The organism is Blastocatellia bacterium (assembly GCA_025054955.1).
Taxonomy (GTDB): domain Bacteria; phylum Acidobacteriota; class Blastocatellia; order HR10; family J050; genus JANWZE01.
Genome location: JANWZE010000152.1, coordinates 1 through 16,130, shown reverse-complemented (window position 1 = coordinate 16,130; position 16,130 = coordinate 1). Strand labels below are relative to the sequence as shown.

The 16,130-nt window shown below is 55.5% G+C and carries 12 protein-coding genes; 6 read left to right on the top strand and 6 right to left on the bottom strand.

Translation table 11 applies throughout. The annotated features are described in order from the left end of the window. Positions 1 to 31: 31 nt before the first annotated feature. The 4 genes from NZ823_17930 to hisG form a co-directional block, all read right to left on the bottom strand. Positions 32 to 1,972, bottom strand: a complete 1,941-nt coding sequence (locus tag NZ823_17930; protein MCS6807005.1) for a site-specific DNA-methyltransferase — start codon at positions 1,970 to 1,972, stop codon at positions 32 to 34. 9 nt (positions 1,973 to 1,981) lie between these two features. Further along, positions 1,982 to 3,040 carry a restriction endonuclease gene (locus tag NZ823_17925; GenBank protein ID MCS6807004.1) on the bottom strand — a complete coding sequence of 353 codons (1,059 nt, stop codon included), beginning with the start codon at positions 3,038 to 3,040 and terminating at the stop codon, positions 1,982 to 1,984. Positions 3,041 to 3,236: 196 nt separating this feature from the next. Further along, positions 3,237 to 4,607, bottom strand: a complete 1,371-nt coding sequence (gene hisD, locus NZ823_17920) for a histidinol dehydrogenase (protein ID MCS6807003.1) — start codon at positions 4,605 to 4,607, stop codon at positions 3,237 to 3,239. After that, positions 4,546 to 5,529, bottom strand: coding sequence for an ATP phosphoribosyltransferase (hisG, locus tag NZ823_17915; GenBank protein ID MCS6807002.1), 984 nt, complete (start codon positions 5,527 to 5,529; stop codon positions 4,546 to 4,548). The genes hisD and hisG overlap by 62 nt, the downstream gene beginning before the upstream one ends. Positions 5,530 to 5,622: 93 nt before the next feature. Here hisG and NZ823_17910 point away from each other — a divergent pair, with 93 nt between their 5' ends. Together NZ823_17910 and NZ823_17905 are read left to right on the top strand one after the other, a co-directional pair. Then, positions 5,623 to 7,173, top strand: a complete 1,551-nt coding sequence (locus NZ823_17910; GenBank protein MCS6807001.1) for a hypothetical protein — start codon at positions 5,623 to 5,625, stop codon at positions 7,171 to 7,173. 9 nt (positions 7,174 to 7,182) lie between these two features. Then, positions 7,183 to 7,869: a CPBP family intramembrane metalloprotease gene (locus tag NZ823_17905; protein MCS6807000.1), complete on the top strand. Its 687-nt coding sequence runs from the start codon at positions 7,183 to 7,185 to the stop codon at positions 7,867 to 7,869. 81 nt (positions 7,870 to 7,950) lie between these two features. On the opposite strand, the gene NZ823_17900 is transcribed toward NZ823_17905, so the two are convergent. Then, positions 7,951 to 8,979, bottom strand: coding sequence for a ThiF family adenylyltransferase (locus NZ823_17900; protein ID MCS6806999.1), 1,029 nt, complete (start codon positions 8,977 to 8,979; stop codon positions 7,951 to 7,953). A 414-nt stretch (positions 8,980 to 9,393) separates the two neighbouring features. Continuing rightward, complete coding sequence (locus NZ823_17895; protein MCS6806998.1) at positions 9,394 to 10,092, bottom strand: M50 family metallopeptidase; 699 nt, start codon at positions 10,090 to 10,092, stop codon at positions 9,394 to 9,396. A gap of 120 nt (positions 10,093 to 10,212) precedes the next feature. Between NZ823_17895 and NZ823_17890 the strand changes: the two genes are divergently transcribed. The 4 genes from NZ823_17890 to NZ823_17875 all read left to right on the top strand — a co-directional run bounded on the left by NZ823_17890 (position 10,213) and on the right by NZ823_17875 (position 15,898). Continuing rightward, on the top strand, positions 10,213 to 12,012 hold the full coding sequence (locus NZ823_17890; GenBank protein ID MCS6806997.1) for a long-chain fatty acid--CoA ligase: 1,800 nt from the start codon (positions 10,213 to 10,215) through the stop codon (positions 12,010 to 12,012). A 257-nt stretch (positions 12,013 to 12,269) separates the two neighbouring features. Next, positions 12,270 to 13,079, top strand: coding sequence for a 3-methyl-2-oxobutanoate hydroxymethyltransferase (gene panB / locus NZ823_17885; protein MCS6806996.1), 810 nt, complete (start codon positions 12,270 to 12,272; stop codon positions 13,077 to 13,079). 9 nt (positions 13,080 to 13,088) lie between these two features. Beyond that, on the top strand, positions 13,089 to 13,943 hold the full coding sequence (gene panC / locus NZ823_17880) for a pantoate--beta-alanine ligase (protein MCS6806995.1): 855 nt from the start codon (positions 13,089 to 13,091) through the stop codon (positions 13,941 to 13,943). 170 nt (positions 13,944 to 14,113) lie between these two features. Continuing rightward, positions 14,114 to 15,898 (top strand): S8 family serine peptidase, encoded by a 1,785-nt coding sequence (locus tag NZ823_17875; GenBank protein ID MCS6806994.1) that lies wholly within the window; start codon positions 14,114 to 14,116, stop codon positions 15,896 to 15,898. Positions 15,899 to 16,130 lie beyond the last annotated feature (232 nt).

Here is a 16,130-nt window from a genome sequence, read left to right as displayed (position 1 = left end):
TGCCCTCTGAGCCTGTGATTAGGTGCATCTTCTACCTTTCATCGCTATGGTTGTTCAATTCAAAACTCAGCCTTAATTGTGTTTCAGACACTGAGGATTGGCGATTCACAGAGGACGGTAACTCTTCCGTCATGCCTGTAGTACGGGCGGCAGCGCAAACCTCGCCCCAGCTTATGAAATACTCATCGTAATACCTGATTGGAAACTTGCCGTACTGAGCAAGCTCATCACGACTGGGCAGATGCCCCAACTGCTGTGCCACTCGCTTAACTTCCAGTTGCAATGTTTTCTTGGGAACCTCATATTTCTGTTTAGGTAGCCGTGGGACAGGGCTGTTCTTGGCAGTGAGTTCCCGGAATGCTTTACGAAATGGGTTCAGGCCTCTGAATATCTCCTCATGACGGTTCCTCGCCGTGTCACAATACTTTTTTGACTTCTCAATTCCGACGTAGCAGCGCTCCATCTGATGAGCAGCGAGAGTTGTCGTTCCCGCTCCATTGAAACAATCCAGGACTACCTCACCACGCTTGGTGAAAATGGCGATCAGCCGGTACATAAGATGTGGTGGGAGTTGAGTTGGATGATCTACACGGCGAGTATTGTGTTTCAGGCGGTGAATATCCCACCACAAATCAGTAAGCGGTCCGCGGTCAGTCGCCTGTGAAGCTCGTCGCCGTTTTACGCATGTGGCACGGAGACAATACCCCTCGGCCAGTGGTTCCAAAGCTTTGAACATATCTGGGGCACTTTGAACATCTACCGGATCCGCTTCCCCGATCAAGCCCGGTAGCTCGCGGGGCTTCCCCTTAGAAAACGCCAGAATTGTGTAATGAGCTGGCATTATCAAACGCACAGGGAAAGCCAATGCGTCCCAAACAATCCAATTTTGAAACTGGAGAGTTGAATCCATAAACAGAAAGTGCCGGATCGCCCAGAGGGGGATATTCAGAAGTGTGAGCGTGCGCCCTGGTTTTAAGACACGGACCAACTCAGCAATCCACTGATCGCACCAGTTGAAGTACTCTCTGATCTCTAGGTCATCCGAGTAACCCAGATAGTTCTTTCCCAGGTTGTAAGGTGGATCGGCAAAGACAAAGTCGACGCTGTCATCCGGAATTTCTCGCAGCCACTGCAAGCAGTCACCATGCAACACCTGGTTCATCAGATGCGCAGGCAACTTGCTTTCCGTGGCTTCATAGATGTGGTCTGAGAAGTCATAGGGAAAAAGGCGGGACTGCGACATCACAGGTTGGGCTGCTTCATATTTAGGGGAGCCCTCTCGCCCGACAATAAAGCTAGCGTTCCAATCAGACTTTAGACTGTACTGCGCTGGCACTCGTTTAACGTCCCTCTGGCGGCAGTCGAGGATTAACAGTTCCTTGTAAGAATCAATCCCAAAAAGATCTCGAAATCGGTCAATGATAGGTGTGAGATCGCCTTCCAGATCACACACCACGTCACGCCACACATCTGACACTAACGTGCCATACTCGTGGTAAGTATGTTTCTTGCCACCGTAATCCTTCGTAGTCTTATGACAGGCGGGACAGTACGTGTATTTTATCCTGGTCTTAGTATGGCGTAAGGACTGCTGATACCTGGTGTGGATCAAAGCACCAAAATGATGATTCGGCAAGGAACGCTGGTCAACTCTTCTGGGAGACGCGCGCTTGATGGCTATCCAATGCTGGTATCGCACTGCGGCAGGCATAGCCGCTTGCACTTGCACTAAGTCAATAACTTCACCTACGGTAATCAGCGTTGCATCCGGACCTAACTCTTGAGCAACACCGGCAACCACACTCCCAATGTCTTGTAGGGGTCTTCGATATTGATCGGGCTCAGCACACGGCGGCAGTATTAACATGCAAACATCAGGGAACCTACGCACCAAACTGCACAGGTGTTCGTCGCTCTGGACAGAGATGTATTGTGCCACAAGAGGATGACTACCTTCTGAAAGATGCGCCATTGCTTAACCTCATTGCGAATCTTCTGCAAAGAAATCTCTCAGAAAATTGCAAAGAACCTCCAGCTCGCTACGAGAGAAGGCTACTGAACAGTGGCTATGTGAAAGCATGGTCTTCATTGCAGTTTCCCTTTGGAAGTTGCCTGCGCCATCAATGACATACGCTATCCGATGCCCCGCCTTCTCAATTTGCTCATAACGGCCCTTTGCTTGGCCTGCTTTGCGCTCAATAGTGCTATTGGTCGTTACTTGGAAACTGACCTCGACTGCCACATATCTCGCCCCATTAGTCACAACCAAGTCGAATGAAGTTTCACGCCCGGTCAGTGGGTCTGTATGAGTGACTCCCGGTATACGGCCACTCGACCTGACCTCTACATGATCTAATCCAAGGTTATTCTCTATGTACTCGGCCACGAACCTCTGAGCTAACTGCCCCAAGTTATTCGCCTTTGCTCCGCCGGTGATTCGGCTCACCCAAAGATACCGTTGCTTGACAAAATTCGCCAGTTCGTCCGATTTCCCCAGGTAATCTCCAATCTCGCACTTGGCCAACGCTTCGGCGACTTTTTGATGCTCACCGCTATATGCGCTACCAAATAGGAGCAAGGCAATAGCGTCTCTCTTTAAGTCATCCAGAGGGTGTGGCTCAAGCAGGTGCCTCCCGTCAATATGAAGGTTTTGGTTACTGAACTTAGGACGGGGCAAAGATCGGAAGATATAGCTGTGTGGCTTCCCTTGCCAGTAGTAACTCAATTTGCCTTCGGGAAAAAGCATCTCAAATTCACGGCTCACTCGCTGTAGGAGTTCGCCACCAAAGTCAGCGAGGATGGCTAGGTGCTTGAGAAACAGATTTGCGGGCAGGCTTGAAGCTTCTAGAATGCTGAATAAATTGGCCAAGTTGGGTGTTTTCACGCTGAGGATGCTAATAAACTGATCCTGCGTCTCCAGCAATAACGGAATGACACTCAGCTTGGCTTCAAGCTCAGACAGTTCAGCGGGCCAAAACTTGGACGCTACCTCTTCAAGCTCTTCCAATGTCCTCCGATAGTTTTTGGTAGGGTTTGCCATCAGTTCTCCATATCAATATGACTTGTCGCCCGCCGAGCAGGCTGTTGCCATTTTACTATACTTCTCGCCAACTATTGTGAGCTACGCTGATCATATAGAACACCTAACGGTAGTTGGCATTCAGTAGACAATGGAGTTTATTGGCATGCTCCGCCGTCGTTACTCATTCTACTGACCACTGCTTCCCGTTTGCTCCCTACTGCCTTCTGTGTCTGAACCGCTCGGCGGCGGCGCGATAATGATTGGGCAGACCTTCGGCCAGCGCCAGCGCTCTGAGTGACGGCATCAGACCCTTGAGTCCTTTGCGCGAGCAGTGCACGATGTTGACTCGCCGCACAAAATCAATGACGGATAACCCTGAATAGGTTTTTGCTGCGCCGCCCGTCGGCAGGACGTGATTGGAGCCAACAACATAATCGCTGGCCGCCACCGGCGAATAGTTGCCAAGCAGGATCAAGCCCGCTGCCTCAATCTCATTGGCAAGCGAGTGAGCCTGTCGGGCGATGATCTCCAGATGCTCAGGCGCAAACCCGTTGGTGAACTCGACGGCCAGTTTCATGCTGTTGCAAGTCAGCACGAAGCCGTTCTGGGCCAGCGCCTGCGCAATCGTTGCCGACCGCTCCACTGCATCCAATCGTTCACGGAGCGCCGCCACAACCTGTTTAGCTAGTTTCGATGAGGTTGTCACCAGCCCAACAATGCTGTCATGGCCATGTTCCGCCTGAGAGAGCATGTCGGCCGCGACGTTGACCGGGTCGGCTGTTTCATCAGCAATGACCAGCAGTTCGCTCGGCCCGGCCGGCGCATCAATCGCCACACGATCAGACACGGCCAGCTTGGCGGCGGCGACATACGCACTGCCCGGTCCGATGATTTTTTGCACTGGTTTGATTGTCTGCGTGCCGAAGGCCAGCGCGGCAATCGCCTGCGCGCCACCGACGCGATAGACTTCATGAACGCCACACAGCTTGGCAGCCACCAGAATCAGTGGATGAATCGTTTTTGTTGCCGACGGCGGCGAGCACAGCACGATGCGTTTGACGCCGGCTACCTGCGCTGGCACAACATTCATCAAGACGGAACTTGGATAAACGGCGCGCCCGCCAGGCACGTAGCAGCCAACGCTGCTGAGCGGTCGAACGGTGGCTCGCACGCTCACGCCGGGGCTTGTCTGCATCCGACCTGACAATCGCGCCAACCTGTGTTGCTCGACTTTCCTGATGTTGGCCAACGATACTTTCAGCGCGGCCAATTGCTCACCGGTGACCTGACGCCGAGCCTGGTCAAACTCACGCCCTTGAACGCGCAGTTCCTCAGGATGCAACACGACGCCGTCGAACTGAGCCGTGTACTGAAGCAATGCTGCGTCACCTCGACGGGCAACATCATCAATGATCACCCGCACGCGCGATTGCACAGCTTGATCCACGATCCGGTGCGGACGCAGTCGGACGAGAAGCTGGTCAAGGTTTCTTCGCGTGAGTTGGTGGATAGAAACAGGCATGTTATGACGGTGAATCTTCGCTCCGGCTGATTTCCTCGAGCGGAAGAATTTGTTTGGGTTCATGCACGACCAAACCTTGGGCAAGTCGGCGCAAGATGGGCAGTAGGCGCAGAAACTGACTTTTGTCAATGATCGTGTTGACGGAATACCAACCTTTGGTTGACAACGGACTGACCGTCGGCCCCTTAAGTCCGGGTAACTGCTTGAGCAACTTCTGCAGATTTTCGTGTTTGACATTGACGAAGATGTGCAGCTTGGTATTGCTATCAATGACGCCTTTGAGCAGTGTCACGATGTCGAAGATTTTCTCCCGCTTCCGCTGATCGCCGAGCGATCGCTTATTGGCGATTAACACGGCTGAGGATTCCATCACCGTTTCGATGATGCGCAGATTATTTCGCTCCAGCGTCGTGCCGGTCTCGGTGACGTCCAGGATTGCGTCGGTGTCTTCCGGCGGCTTGGCTTCCGTCGCGCCGAACGAGAGATAAATGCCGACGCGGGGATTGTCGCCCTTGTGCCACCACGGCGTAATCATCATCGGGTCAGTCGCGCCGAACAGTTTACGATAGGCCGGATTCGCTTTGATGTGCTCAGCGGCAATGTTCAAATACTCGGTTGAGATGCGCAGCCGCTTGTGTCCGTCGGCATATTTTTTGATCAGCCCGCTGAGCGAGTTGACCTGGTAATCTCTCGGCACAGCCATGACCAGCTTGATTTTTCCGTATTGCAAATTCATCAGCACTTCGACGTCGGCTTGGGTCTCGCGGATCCAGTCCTGGCCGGTGATGCCGACGTCATGCAGTCCTTCGGCGACGAAGATAGGAATTTCCTGTGGCCGTAGCAGCTTCAGGGCAATCTGCGGATCATTGACCATTGGCCGGTAGGTGCGATCCTGCCCGTGAATTTCATACCAGGCGCGTTCCAGCAGCGCGAACGTCGCTTTTTCCAATGAACCTTTCGGAATGACGAATTTCACCGGTTTCATCATAAACTGCTTGTTGCTGTTTTCTGTTGGCTTGGTAGATGCACTAGCCTAGCACAGCCTGAGGCCGTTGGCTACAATTGGCCTTTATTTCGTATGGCTGAACCAGTCCGTGTCAAAGAGGTCAAGCAGCAAGCGCATATTCGATTGCAGGCCTTCCACCGCGCCAGGCAAGCCGGTCGCCTTGCGCTTGAACAAGTCAACGAGTGGGCCGCGGATGCGGCTACCGACCTCATGGCGTGTCGCCCGCTGGTTTGCGCTGAGGCGCTCCGCTTGCTCTGCGAGATCGCGACGCTCGACGATGAGACGCTGGCTGCGCCCGGCCTGAATGCTTTGTTCCGTGACGTTGTTGAACCACTGTCGGATTCGTTCGAGCCGAGTGATTGTGCCTCCTACTATGCCATCTTTGCCCACGTGATTGAGTTTTGCCGACAGCTTCCCCAGCAACAGAAACTTAACAGGCAATTGAACCAATTCGGCCTCCAATCAACGCGTGACCTCAATCAACGCATGCAAACAGTCCGCCAGATCAAGCCATGTGATCCGGCTCGAACTGGTCGCATCAAGAGAGCGTTCATCCTGTCCCGCGTCACGCTTGGGGCTGATGTGGAAATCACCAGCATCATCTGGCAGAAGCTACGGCAGCTCATGCCGTCCGCTGAGATCATCCTGCTGGGGAGCGAGAAGGCGAATGAATTGTTCGGCGGCAGCGCCTCCCTTCGGATTCATCGGCTCGATTACCACCGTGGCAGCAGTCTGCTGGAGCGTTTAGCAAGTTGGATCGCCGTGGTTGAAACGATCAAAGAGCTGGCAACGGGATTGTCCCACGATGAATTTTTGATCGTTGATCCCGATTCACGACTCACTCAGTTGGGGCTGTTACCATTGGCGCAGGATGAAAGGCATTCCTACTTTTTTGAGAGCCGGAGTTATCAAAAAGATGGGCTGTCCGGGTTGAGCCAGTTGGCGGCAACGTGGGCCGATGAAACGTTTGGCGAAGGCCAGCGGCTTTATCCATGCGTCTGGTTGAGGCGTGATGACGTGGTTTTTGGCAAGACCGTGGTTGAGCGGATTCGCGCGAAACGTCCGCGTGACCTGATTACGCTCAGCTTGGGCGTCGGCGGTAATCCGCGAAAATGCCTCAACGAGTCATTTGAATTGGAGCTGGTGTCGAGATTGCTTCAAACAGGAGCGGCTCTCGTTGTAGATAAAGGTGTGGGCGCCCAAGAGGTTCAGCGCGTGGATTCGATCATACGAGCCGTTTGCCAACAAGGGCGTCGGGTCATTGAACTGGACGAGAGGAACGCCTCAGCACGAGTTGCGTTGGATGATCTTGATGCTGACCTGTTCACCTGGCACGGCGGCATTGGACGGTTCAGCGCGCTGGTGGCTCATTCAGACCAGTATATCGGTTACGATTCTGCGGGGCAGCACATTGCGGCGGCGTTGGGCATTCCGACGACGGTCATTTTTGCCGGCTATCCCTCCCGACGATTTGTCGAACGGTGGACGCCGGGTGGGCCTGCGCCGGTGAATATACTGTGCGTCGAATCAGCGTGGTCGGTTGCCTCGCTGGTAGATGACGTGCTGCGCGCCGTTGACCAGATGCGCGTGCATCGCCCACGGCAGACCCTCGTTCAGTTATAGGGCGTGGCTATGAGTGAGCAGCCGGCCGTCTCATCATCCCTCTCGCACAGTCGGGTGCGCATGCCTCGGTGGTGTATCTGGTGGTTCGTGGCCTGCGCGCCGGTGTGGTGGATGGCATTGTGGTTGATCAATCATCATCTGCTGGGCGCTCCCGTTCGCCCGTGGGTGAGGCTCACAGCCGATGTTGGTTTGCTTGTGTGGGTAATTTGGCGGCTGCGACAGCAGAAGCGGCATCTGGCCGAGATTGGCTTGACAACCGATTGGTTTGGGCGCGAAGCATTGATCGGTCTGTTGGTGGGATGTGGATTATGGTTGATCGCTCTGATGCCCGTCTGGTTGCTCCGATGGTTCAACATCAACGTGCCAACTGCCGCGTTGCCATCTCTCGCAGCGCCAGTGCAGTGGATTCATGTGATCATCATCGCGGTGTGTGAGGAAATCGTCTGGCGCGGTTACGTGCTGACCGAGCTGCATCGGCTCTATCGTTTGAGTAGCTCGGTGGTGATAGCAGTCTTGGCCTACACTGCGTTTGGATTGGGCGAGGCAGTAGCATTGGATTGGTTTGTCGTGCCGAGTAGTTTGTATGTCGGCGGTTGGCTCTGTGTTGTCTACTTGTGGCGACGATCGTTGATCGCGCCGATTTTGGCGCACGTTGCGCTGAGCGGATTGGGATTGGCCGGCCTACGAGCATGGTGAACTCGAGTGATAGTCAACCTGGCATCAAAACCACAGAATGTCCCTGTTATGGCCTACGAACGTGGTGAACTTGAGTGATGGTCAACTGCCGATATAGCGCGTGTACAAACGGCGCGCCGTCTCCACATCGGTTGTCCCTTTGACGATGCAGTGACCATCAGCAAAGAGATTGATTTCGTACTCGTCCAGCTTGACGGTGAGTAAATGAGCTGTGAGTTTAACCGAGCCGACAGCCTTCAAGCGTTCGGCCAATGTGGGCAGGTCAATCGTGACGCGCTGACTCGGCGAAATGTACACAGCATGACGGCCGCACAGTCCCGAAGCCAGGTGGCCAGCCTTGGCGTCGAGAAATTCAAACTGGCCGCGCTTACACGCCGGGCAATCTGATTTGTCTCGTAACGAGCCGAGCCGAATCCGATTGTAAGCGTGTTGCCATAAGTCAATTTGAATAATGGAATGATGCAATTGATCGAGCTGGCCGGTCAGAATTTTGATCGCTTCCGTGACCTGAATCGAAGCGATGGTGAAGATGATCGGCAAGATGACGCCAGCGGTGTCACAGGTGGGTGATGAGCCTGGCGGCGGCAGCGTCTCGATCACGCAGCGCAGGCATGGAGTCTGGTGAGGGATGATGGTCATTGTTAGCCCGTAGGAGCCGACGGCCGCGCCATAGACCCACGGCGTTTCCGTCTTAACGCACGCGTCATTGATCAGGTAGCGCGTCTCGAAATTGTCTGTCCCGTCCAGCACGAGGTCTACATCGCTGATGATCTGTTCGATATTGGCATGATGAACGTTGGCGACAATAGCTTCAACGTTGATCATCGAGTTGATGCGCTGCACACGTCGCCGGCAAGCAATGGCTTTCGGCAGTCGCTCGGCTGCGTCCGATTCATCAAACATGATCTGCCGTTGCAAATTGCTTTCTTCAACGAAATCGCGGTCAGCCAGCCGCAGAAAGCCGACGCCAGCGCGCGCCAGCGATTCCACCTGAACGGCGCCCAGCGCGCCGCAACCGATGACAGCGACGCGACTGTTGAGCAATTTCTGTTGCCCTTCCGCGCCAATGGGTTCAAAGAGAATTTGTCGTGAGTATTTCTCAAGATTCATACGACCGCTCACAGGCTATACAGCTTATACCAATAGACTGGAGAAAAGCCATGTTTGAAAAGCAACATGGAGAGCACGCTCAGAACGTCCCACGCGGGCAGTCTACGATTTTCTGTGCGCATTTTATGACATCCTCAGTGGGGTGCGTCAGCCTTCGGAGGGCGCGTCAGTGGCCTGCAACTTCCGGGGGATGCGCCTTACAGGCGCCTTCTGTGGTGGGTCAGCATCCGGAGGCCGCGCAAGCGAGTTGCGAGTTCCAGAGGGTGCGATTTAGTGGCGCCTTCTGTGGTGGGTCAGCATCCGGAGGCCGCGTCAGCGGCCGGAAAGAAGGTAGCCAGACGTGCAACGTCTGGGACAGCAGAGCAAACCAAAACGTCTGTCTGCCAAAATCCCCCAGACCTTTTGTCCACCTATTCAGAGCTTGGGCAAGGCTGAGCGGTAGCTGCGCAGCGCTAGGAACAAGATCAGCAGCGAAATGCCAACCCACGCCAACGCCCAGAGGATCGCCGGGATCATGGTCATTTGTTCCAAGGTCATCGCATCAGTTGGCACATTGGTATGAGCCGAGAGTAGAAAGAGCGTCTTCAAGTCGAAGAGCGAGTTCAGACAGCTTTGAACACCGAGGAAGCTGACCAAGAAATGGGTTACTCGTGCGGTCGCCAGATAGAGGGTCGCTGCCAGCCCGATAGTCAAGGCCACACCTGCCGAGAACCCGAAACTCAAAATCGGCTTGACCCAAAAGAGCGTAACCAATCCCACGAGCAGACTCGTTCCAACCAATGCCAGCCTGGCGTGCTTCGCCTGTTTGCTCAGCATGAGGAGCAGTCCACCATAGAGCATGGTGCCCACGTAACCGGCGCTGGCAATCAACAGGCTCCAGCCACCTCGCGTGTAAGTCAGGCCACTGCCATTGGAAGCAATCTCAATGCGTTCAACAGCGCCGCCTGTAGCCAGCGCGGCCAGCGCATGCGCGGTCTCATGCATGAATGTGACGAAGATGCGAAGCGGATAAACGAGCCGGTCTGCATAGGGCACGTACCAGAGGACAATGGTCAAAGCGGTCGCTCCCAGCAGGAACGAGAAGCCATCGTGTTTGCGTTTGGTCGCGGCCATCGAGCGCCGGAGTCTGTCACTTCGGTCGTGTCACCGTCAAGTCACTCAAAGCGATGGTTGTTGTCCCAACAAATTGCCAGTGAAACCCCACCCGTGTCATAATGCACCGCCAATGGTGATATGCAGGCGGCGAGCACAATTGTTGAGGTGTTCAACCATCAGGTCAAGCGCTATGGGTCGCGCGCGGCCCTGCGCGTCAAACGAGCCGGTCGTTACACCGACATAAGCTGGCACGAATGTGGCGAGCGCGTGCGCCAGTTGAGTCTTGGCCTGATTCGCTTGGGCCTCAAGCGGGGCGAAAACGTCTGCTTGCTCTCACGCAATCGGCCTGAGTTCATGTTTGCCGATTTAGCGATTTTGTCAGCCGGCGCTGTGACGGTGCCGATTTATGCTACCAGCGTCGCCGATGATGTGGCCTACATCGTGAATCATTCGGAAGCGCGATTGCTGATTGTGGATCAGCGCGATCAGTTGGACAAAATCAAATCGGTTGAAGATCGTTTGTTCGGGTTGGAGAAGGTCATTGTGTTTGACTCAGTCGCCGCCCAATCCGATGCGCGATGGCTCAGCTTTGATGACGTGTGCCGGCTGGGTGAGGAGGCCGATTCGGCCACCGTGCAGCAACGCGCTCAATGGCAAGCGGCCATCACGCCCGATGATCTGGCAACGATTATTTACACGTCAGGCACGACCGGCCAGCCCAAGGGCGTGATGCTCACGCATGGGAACATCATGTTTGTGTTGCGGGCCGTTGAGGAAGCGTTTCGTGAGTATCTCTCAGACCAGAATGTTTATCTGTGTTATTTGCCGCTGGCTCATGCGTTGGAACGGATGGGATTGTTTGCTCAGCTTTACATGGGGAGTACGACCTGCTTTGCCGAAAGCCTGGAAACGGTCGGCGAGAATCTGGTAGAGGTCGCGCCTTCCACGTTGGTCGGCGTTCCGCGATTCTATGAAAAGATTCATGCACGCGTCATGAGCGCCGTTGAGCAAAGCTCGCCAGTGGCCAAGAAAATTTTCCACTGGGCGCTTGGCGTTGGGCGGGCGCGACGATTGGCTCAGGAGTCAGGCCGTCGCGTCTCTCCGTGGTTGGCGCTACAGCACGCGCTGGCTGAGCGGCTGGTGCTTAGCAAGATCAAGGCTCGACTGGGCGGTCGAGCGCGATACGGCATCTCTGGCGCTGCGCCGCTGGCGCGTGATGTCGCCGAATTTTTTGGTGACATCGGATTGCCGCTCCTGGAAGGCTACGGCGCCACAGAGACATGCGGTCCGGCCACCATGAATCGCCCTCAGTCTCCGCGTATCGGCACGGTCGGAGTGCCGCTGCCCGGCGTGCAGATCAAAATCGCCAACGACGGGGAAATCTTGATCAAAGGCGGCGGCGTGTTCAAAGGTTATTTCAAAGACCCAGACGAAACCGCGCGCGCACTGCGCGACGGCTGGTACTACTCAGGCGATGTCGGCATGATTGATGAACAGGGCTATCTGGTAATCACGGATCGTAAGAAAAACTTGATCATCACAGCAGGCGGGAAAAATATCGCGCCGGCCAAGCTGGAGAATTTTTTCAAAGCTTCTGAATATATCAGCGAGATCATCATCATCGGCGACCGACGCCCATATCTGACGGCGTTGATCACGCTCAATCCGCCGGCCATCCAGCAGTGGGCGGCCAGCCAGGGGCTTGATGATACACCTTACAGCGAACTGGTCCGTCATCCTCAGGTGCGTGCCTTGCTGGAGCGCGTCGTCGCCCAGCGCAATGCACAGCTTGCCTCATTCGAGCAGATCAAGAAGTTTGCTATTTTGCAGAACGAGTTCACGATTGAAGACGGCTTGCTGACGCCAACCATGAAGATTAAACGGAAGGTGGCTATGGAAAGATATGCCGACGTGATTGAAGCCATGTATCGCGGATGAGGGCAAGGAGAGAGTGTCCAATGTGATCGAACTCAAGCATCGTGGGTGATGGCCAATGGGAGAGCGTCGTGCAAGACACAGCCGGCGCCACCTTGCTTACAACGCGCTGCTGGCTCATCATGTGATTCGCGTGCGGAAGAGGAGGAGGTGCTCACGTCGCCGGTGGCGACGCGGGAGAAACGATGAAAACAAGCACTGATTGACTGATTGAAAATCTGGTCATCAGTGAATCTGTGGATGTATTTCCGGAGGAGCTCATGCCGTTCAACCAGGTCACAGTGAGTGTGCTGCGTCAGATGAAGGCCAATGGAGAAAAAATCGCCATGCTGACGGCCTACGATTACCTGACGGCGGAGATTTTGGATCAGGCGGGTGTAGATATTTTGTTAGTCGGTGACACGCTGGCGATGGTATTTGCCGGGCATTCAACGACGATTCCCGTGACGTTGGAACAGATGTTGTACCACACCGAAATTGTCGCCCGCGCGGCCAAGCGGGCGATGGTGGTTGGTGACATGCCGTTCATGTCGTATCAGGTCAATCCCGAACAAGCCTTGATCAATGCCGGACGCTTCATGAAAGAAGCGCGCGCCCATGCCGTCAAACTGGAAGGCGGCCGTCGCATGGTGCCGACGATCAAGAAAATCGTTGGCGCGGGCATTCCGGTGATGGGGCATATCGGGTTGACGCCACAATCTGTACATAAGTTCGGTGGGTATAAGTTGCAAGGGCGCACGCCCGATGATGCGCAAAAGATATTGGATAGCGCTCGCGCGCTGGAGGACGCCGGCTGCTTTGCCATCGTGTTGGAGAAGATTCCCAAGTCGCTGGCGCGGCGAGTCACCGAGTCTGTGTCCATTCCGACCATCGGTATTGGCGCTGGCCCATACTGTGACGGGCAGGTGTTGGTTATTCATGATATGCTCGGCGTATTTGATAAGTTTCGACCGCGATTCGTCAAGGTCTATGCCGAGATTGGCCCTTTGATTGTGCAGGCTTGTCGTCAGTATGTGGATGAGGTGAAGACAGGCTTGTTTCCCGCCGATGAGCACAGCTACGATGAATAGGACGTGGTTATGGAGATCATCACTGAGGTAGCGCCAATGAAAGCCGTTGCCCGCGCCACTGCTCGGCAGGGGCAACGGATTGGATTCGTGCCGACGATGGGCGCGCTACACGAAGGCCACCTGAGCTTGGTTCGCGCTGCGCAGCAACGCGCCGACGTGGTCATCGTATCGGTCTTTGTCAATCCCACCCAGTTTGGCCCCCATGAAGACTTCAATCGCTATCCACGTGATTTGCAAACTGACATCGCGTTGCTCGAACGCGAAGGCGTGCAGTATCTCTTCGCGCCATCGGTTGAGGCGATGTACCCCGCTGGCTATGCGACCTATGTGACGGTGGAGGGACTGGCCGATCGTTTATGCGGTCGGTCGCGCCCCGGCCACTTTCGTGGCGTCACCACCGTCGTGCTGAAGTTATTCGAGATCGTTCGTCCCCATGTGGCCTGTTTCGGTCAAAAAGATGCTCAGCAATTGGTCATCATCAGGAAAATGGTGGCCGACTTGAATCTGGATGTGGAGATCGTGGCTTGTCCAATTGTGCGCGAACCGGACGGATTGGCCATGAGCTCACGCAATCGGTATTTGCAGCCTGACGAGCGGCAGGCGGCGACAATTCTCTATAGGTCGCTGCAACATGCCCGGCAGATGATTGATTCCGGGCAGAGACAAGCGGCGGAGATCACAGCAGCGATGCGGCAATTGATCCAGCGCGAGCCGCTGGCTCGGATTGACTACATCGAAATCGTCAACGCCCAAACGCTTGATCCGCTGACTGTGCTCGAAGGCGAGTGTTTGATTGCGCTGGCTGTATTCGTGGGACCTGCGCGATTGATTGACAACCTCGTGGTGAACGTATCAGCGGCCTAACCAAGGCTCTTCCTGTTAGTCCTCGTGGTTGGATGCATGTTGAATGCGCGCGGGAGCCTTCGGGCTTTGCATACGAGCGCCGAGTACTCATTCTATGGTTGTCAACTGAGCCGGCCTCGCCTAAAATGAGCGACGGCCCGGCGTTCAGAGGAAATGGTAAAGTGTCACGCATGAGGATAACGACAATACTGCTTGTCACGATGCTCCTGAGCATGCCCCATGCTGGGCTGACAACGGCAAAGCCCGGACCGTTCATTGGTGATGTGGATCATCACCTGATTGTGCGTTTCAAACCAGGCGTCTGGATTCCTACGGTGCCTTTGACGAAACGGCTGCCGACAACGCTCAACCGGGCACTGGACGAACTCGCAGCTCAATGGGGATTAAGTGAAATCGAACGTCTCACGCCGGCGCTGAGTCAGCCGTCTGAGAACGCTCAGCCGCTCAATCAAGGACTACGCCTCACACCGCCGGCGCAAGCAATGACGCTGTGGCGTGCCTACGGACTAGACCGCACCGTGCTGCTGCGCTTTGCGCGACCTATCAATCCGCAGCGGCTGGCCGCTCTGCTCGTGCAACGTTATCCCGACCTGATCGAATTCGCTGAGCCGGACTCGCTCGATCAACCGAGCTTGATCCCAAACGATCAATTCTTTCCTATACAGTGGCACCTCAATCCGACGACGCTGAGCACAGGTGAGCGGACTGATATTTTCGCTACTGAAGCGTGGGACATCACCACTGGCGAGCCGGATGTGGTCATTGCCGTGATTGACGCGGGCTTCGACCTGGATCATCCAGACCTGCGTGGCAAGCTCTTCGTCAATCCGGGCGAAATCCCCGATAACGGCATTGACGATGACCTGAACCAACTCGTGGACGATGTCATCGGTTGGGATTTCACGCGGCGCGATAACGTCCCTGAGGCGGAAACCGGGCACGGAACTTGGGTAGCTGGGTTGGCCGCCATGCATACGAACAATGCGCTGGACGCCGCCGGGGTCAGTTGGGGTAGCCGGATTCTGCCACTGAAGGCTGGCGATGCAACGGGCATCTACATCTCACAGCAAGTGCAAGCCATCAACTATGCGATTGCGATGATGCCGCACGGCGTGCGTGTGATCAACATGAGCTTCGGCGGCGCTTCGGTTAATCAAACGCGAGAGCTAGCCTTGCGCGCGGCTCAACAAGCCGGATTGCTGGTCGTCGCAGCAGCCGGCAATCAAGGCGCCGATAACGACCTAACGCCCATCTACCCGGCGCAGTACTCAACGACCATGGACAACGTCATCGCGGTGACGGCCACCGACCGATTCAATCGTCGGCCATTCTTCGCCAACTATGGCCGCTCCAGCGTGGATCTGGCAGCGCCCGGCAGCGGCATCTTCGGTATCACGGCTCGCGCGCCGATCCCGCTGGGCAGCGAGACGGGACACATCACGTGGCAGGGTACGTCGGCCGCTACAGCGATTGTCAGCGGCATTGCCGCACTGATCTACTCGCAATTTCCTACACTCACCCCGTTACAGGTGAAATACCGATTGCGCGGCAGCGTTGATCGCTTGCCCGATTTTCGCGAACGCACGGTGGCCGGCGGCCGCGTCAATGCGCTGCGCGCGCTCGAAACCGACGAAGTGGCCCCAGCGCCGATCCGCGATGCGCGTGTGCTTGGCTCGAACGATGCGCCACTGCTTGTCTGGACAGCCACGGGAGACGACGACGACCAAGGGCAAGCGATGTTCTATGAGATTCGTTACCTGACCAGTCCAATGACACCCGACAATATCAAGCTGGCTCAGAAGTTGCCAAATGCCCCGTTTCCTCAACCGGCAGGGACCGTTGAGCAGGTGATCTTGCCCCGCTCGCTACCGCCTGGCACGTATTACTTCATCATTCGCGTGTGGGACAACGTCGGCAATCATGCCGAGTCAAATCAGGTGGTGGTCACTCGCTGATCGGTTTGGCTACCGAGCGACCGACCAGCCCCGATCAAGGATGACAACGCCACCGTTGACGAGCTTGTGTTGCTCAGCCTCATGTGCGCTCTGTCGGCCCATGAGCATGGGGTTGACTGTGTTGGTCAAAGTTAGTATTTTGTTTTCGCTATGAAAAAAACAAAATCCTATGTTAAAAGCGGTCAGTCATCAGCCAAGAGCTCCTCTGGGCGGCCGGCGCGCGCGCCCTGGA

Bases quoted from the DNA above. Each gene is read 5' to 3' on its own strand.
- NZ823_17930 (MCS6807005.1), bottom strand. From the start codon at position 1,972: ATGGCGCATCTTTCAGAAGGTAGTCATCCTCTTGTGGCACAATACATC.
- NZ823_17925 (MCS6807004.1), bottom strand. From the start codon at position 3,040: ATGGCAAACCCTACCAAAAACTATCGGAGGACATTGGAAGAGCTTGAA.
- hisD (MCS6807003.1), bottom strand. From the start codon at position 4,607: ATGAACCCAAACAAATTCTTCCGCTCGAGGAAATCAGCCGGAGCGAAG.
- hisG (MCS6807002.1), bottom strand. From the start codon at position 5,529: ATGAAACCGGTGAAATTCGTCATTCCGAAAGGTTCATTGGAAAAAGCG.
- NZ823_17910 (MCS6807001.1), top strand. From the start codon at position 5,623: ATGGCTGAACCAGTCCGTGTCAAAGAGGTCAAGCAGCAAGCGCATATT.
- NZ823_17905 (MCS6807000.1), top strand. From the start codon at position 7,183: ATGAGTGAGCAGCCGGCCGTCTCATCATCCCTCTCGCACAGTCGGGTG.
- NZ823_17900 (MCS6806999.1), bottom strand. From the start codon at position 8,979: ATGAATCTTGAGAAATACTCACGACAAATTCTCTTTGAACCCATTGGC.
- NZ823_17895 (MCS6806998.1), bottom strand. From the start codon at position 10,092: ATGGCCGCGACCAAACGCAAACACGATGGCTTCTCGTTCCTGCTGGGA.
- NZ823_17890 (MCS6806997.1), top strand. From the start codon at position 10,213: ATGCAGGCGGCGAGCACAATTGTTGAGGTGTTCAACCATCAGGTCAAG.
- panB (MCS6806996.1), top strand. From the start codon at position 12,270: ATGCCGTTCAACCAGGTCACAGTGAGTGTGCTGCGTCAGATGAAGGCC.
- panC (MCS6806995.1), top strand. From the start codon at position 13,089: ATGGAGATCATCACTGAGGTAGCGCCAATGAAAGCCGTTGCCCGCGCC.
- NZ823_17875 (MCS6806994.1), top strand. From the start codon at position 14,114: ATGAGGATAACGACAATACTGCTTGTCACGATGCTCCTGAGCATGCCC.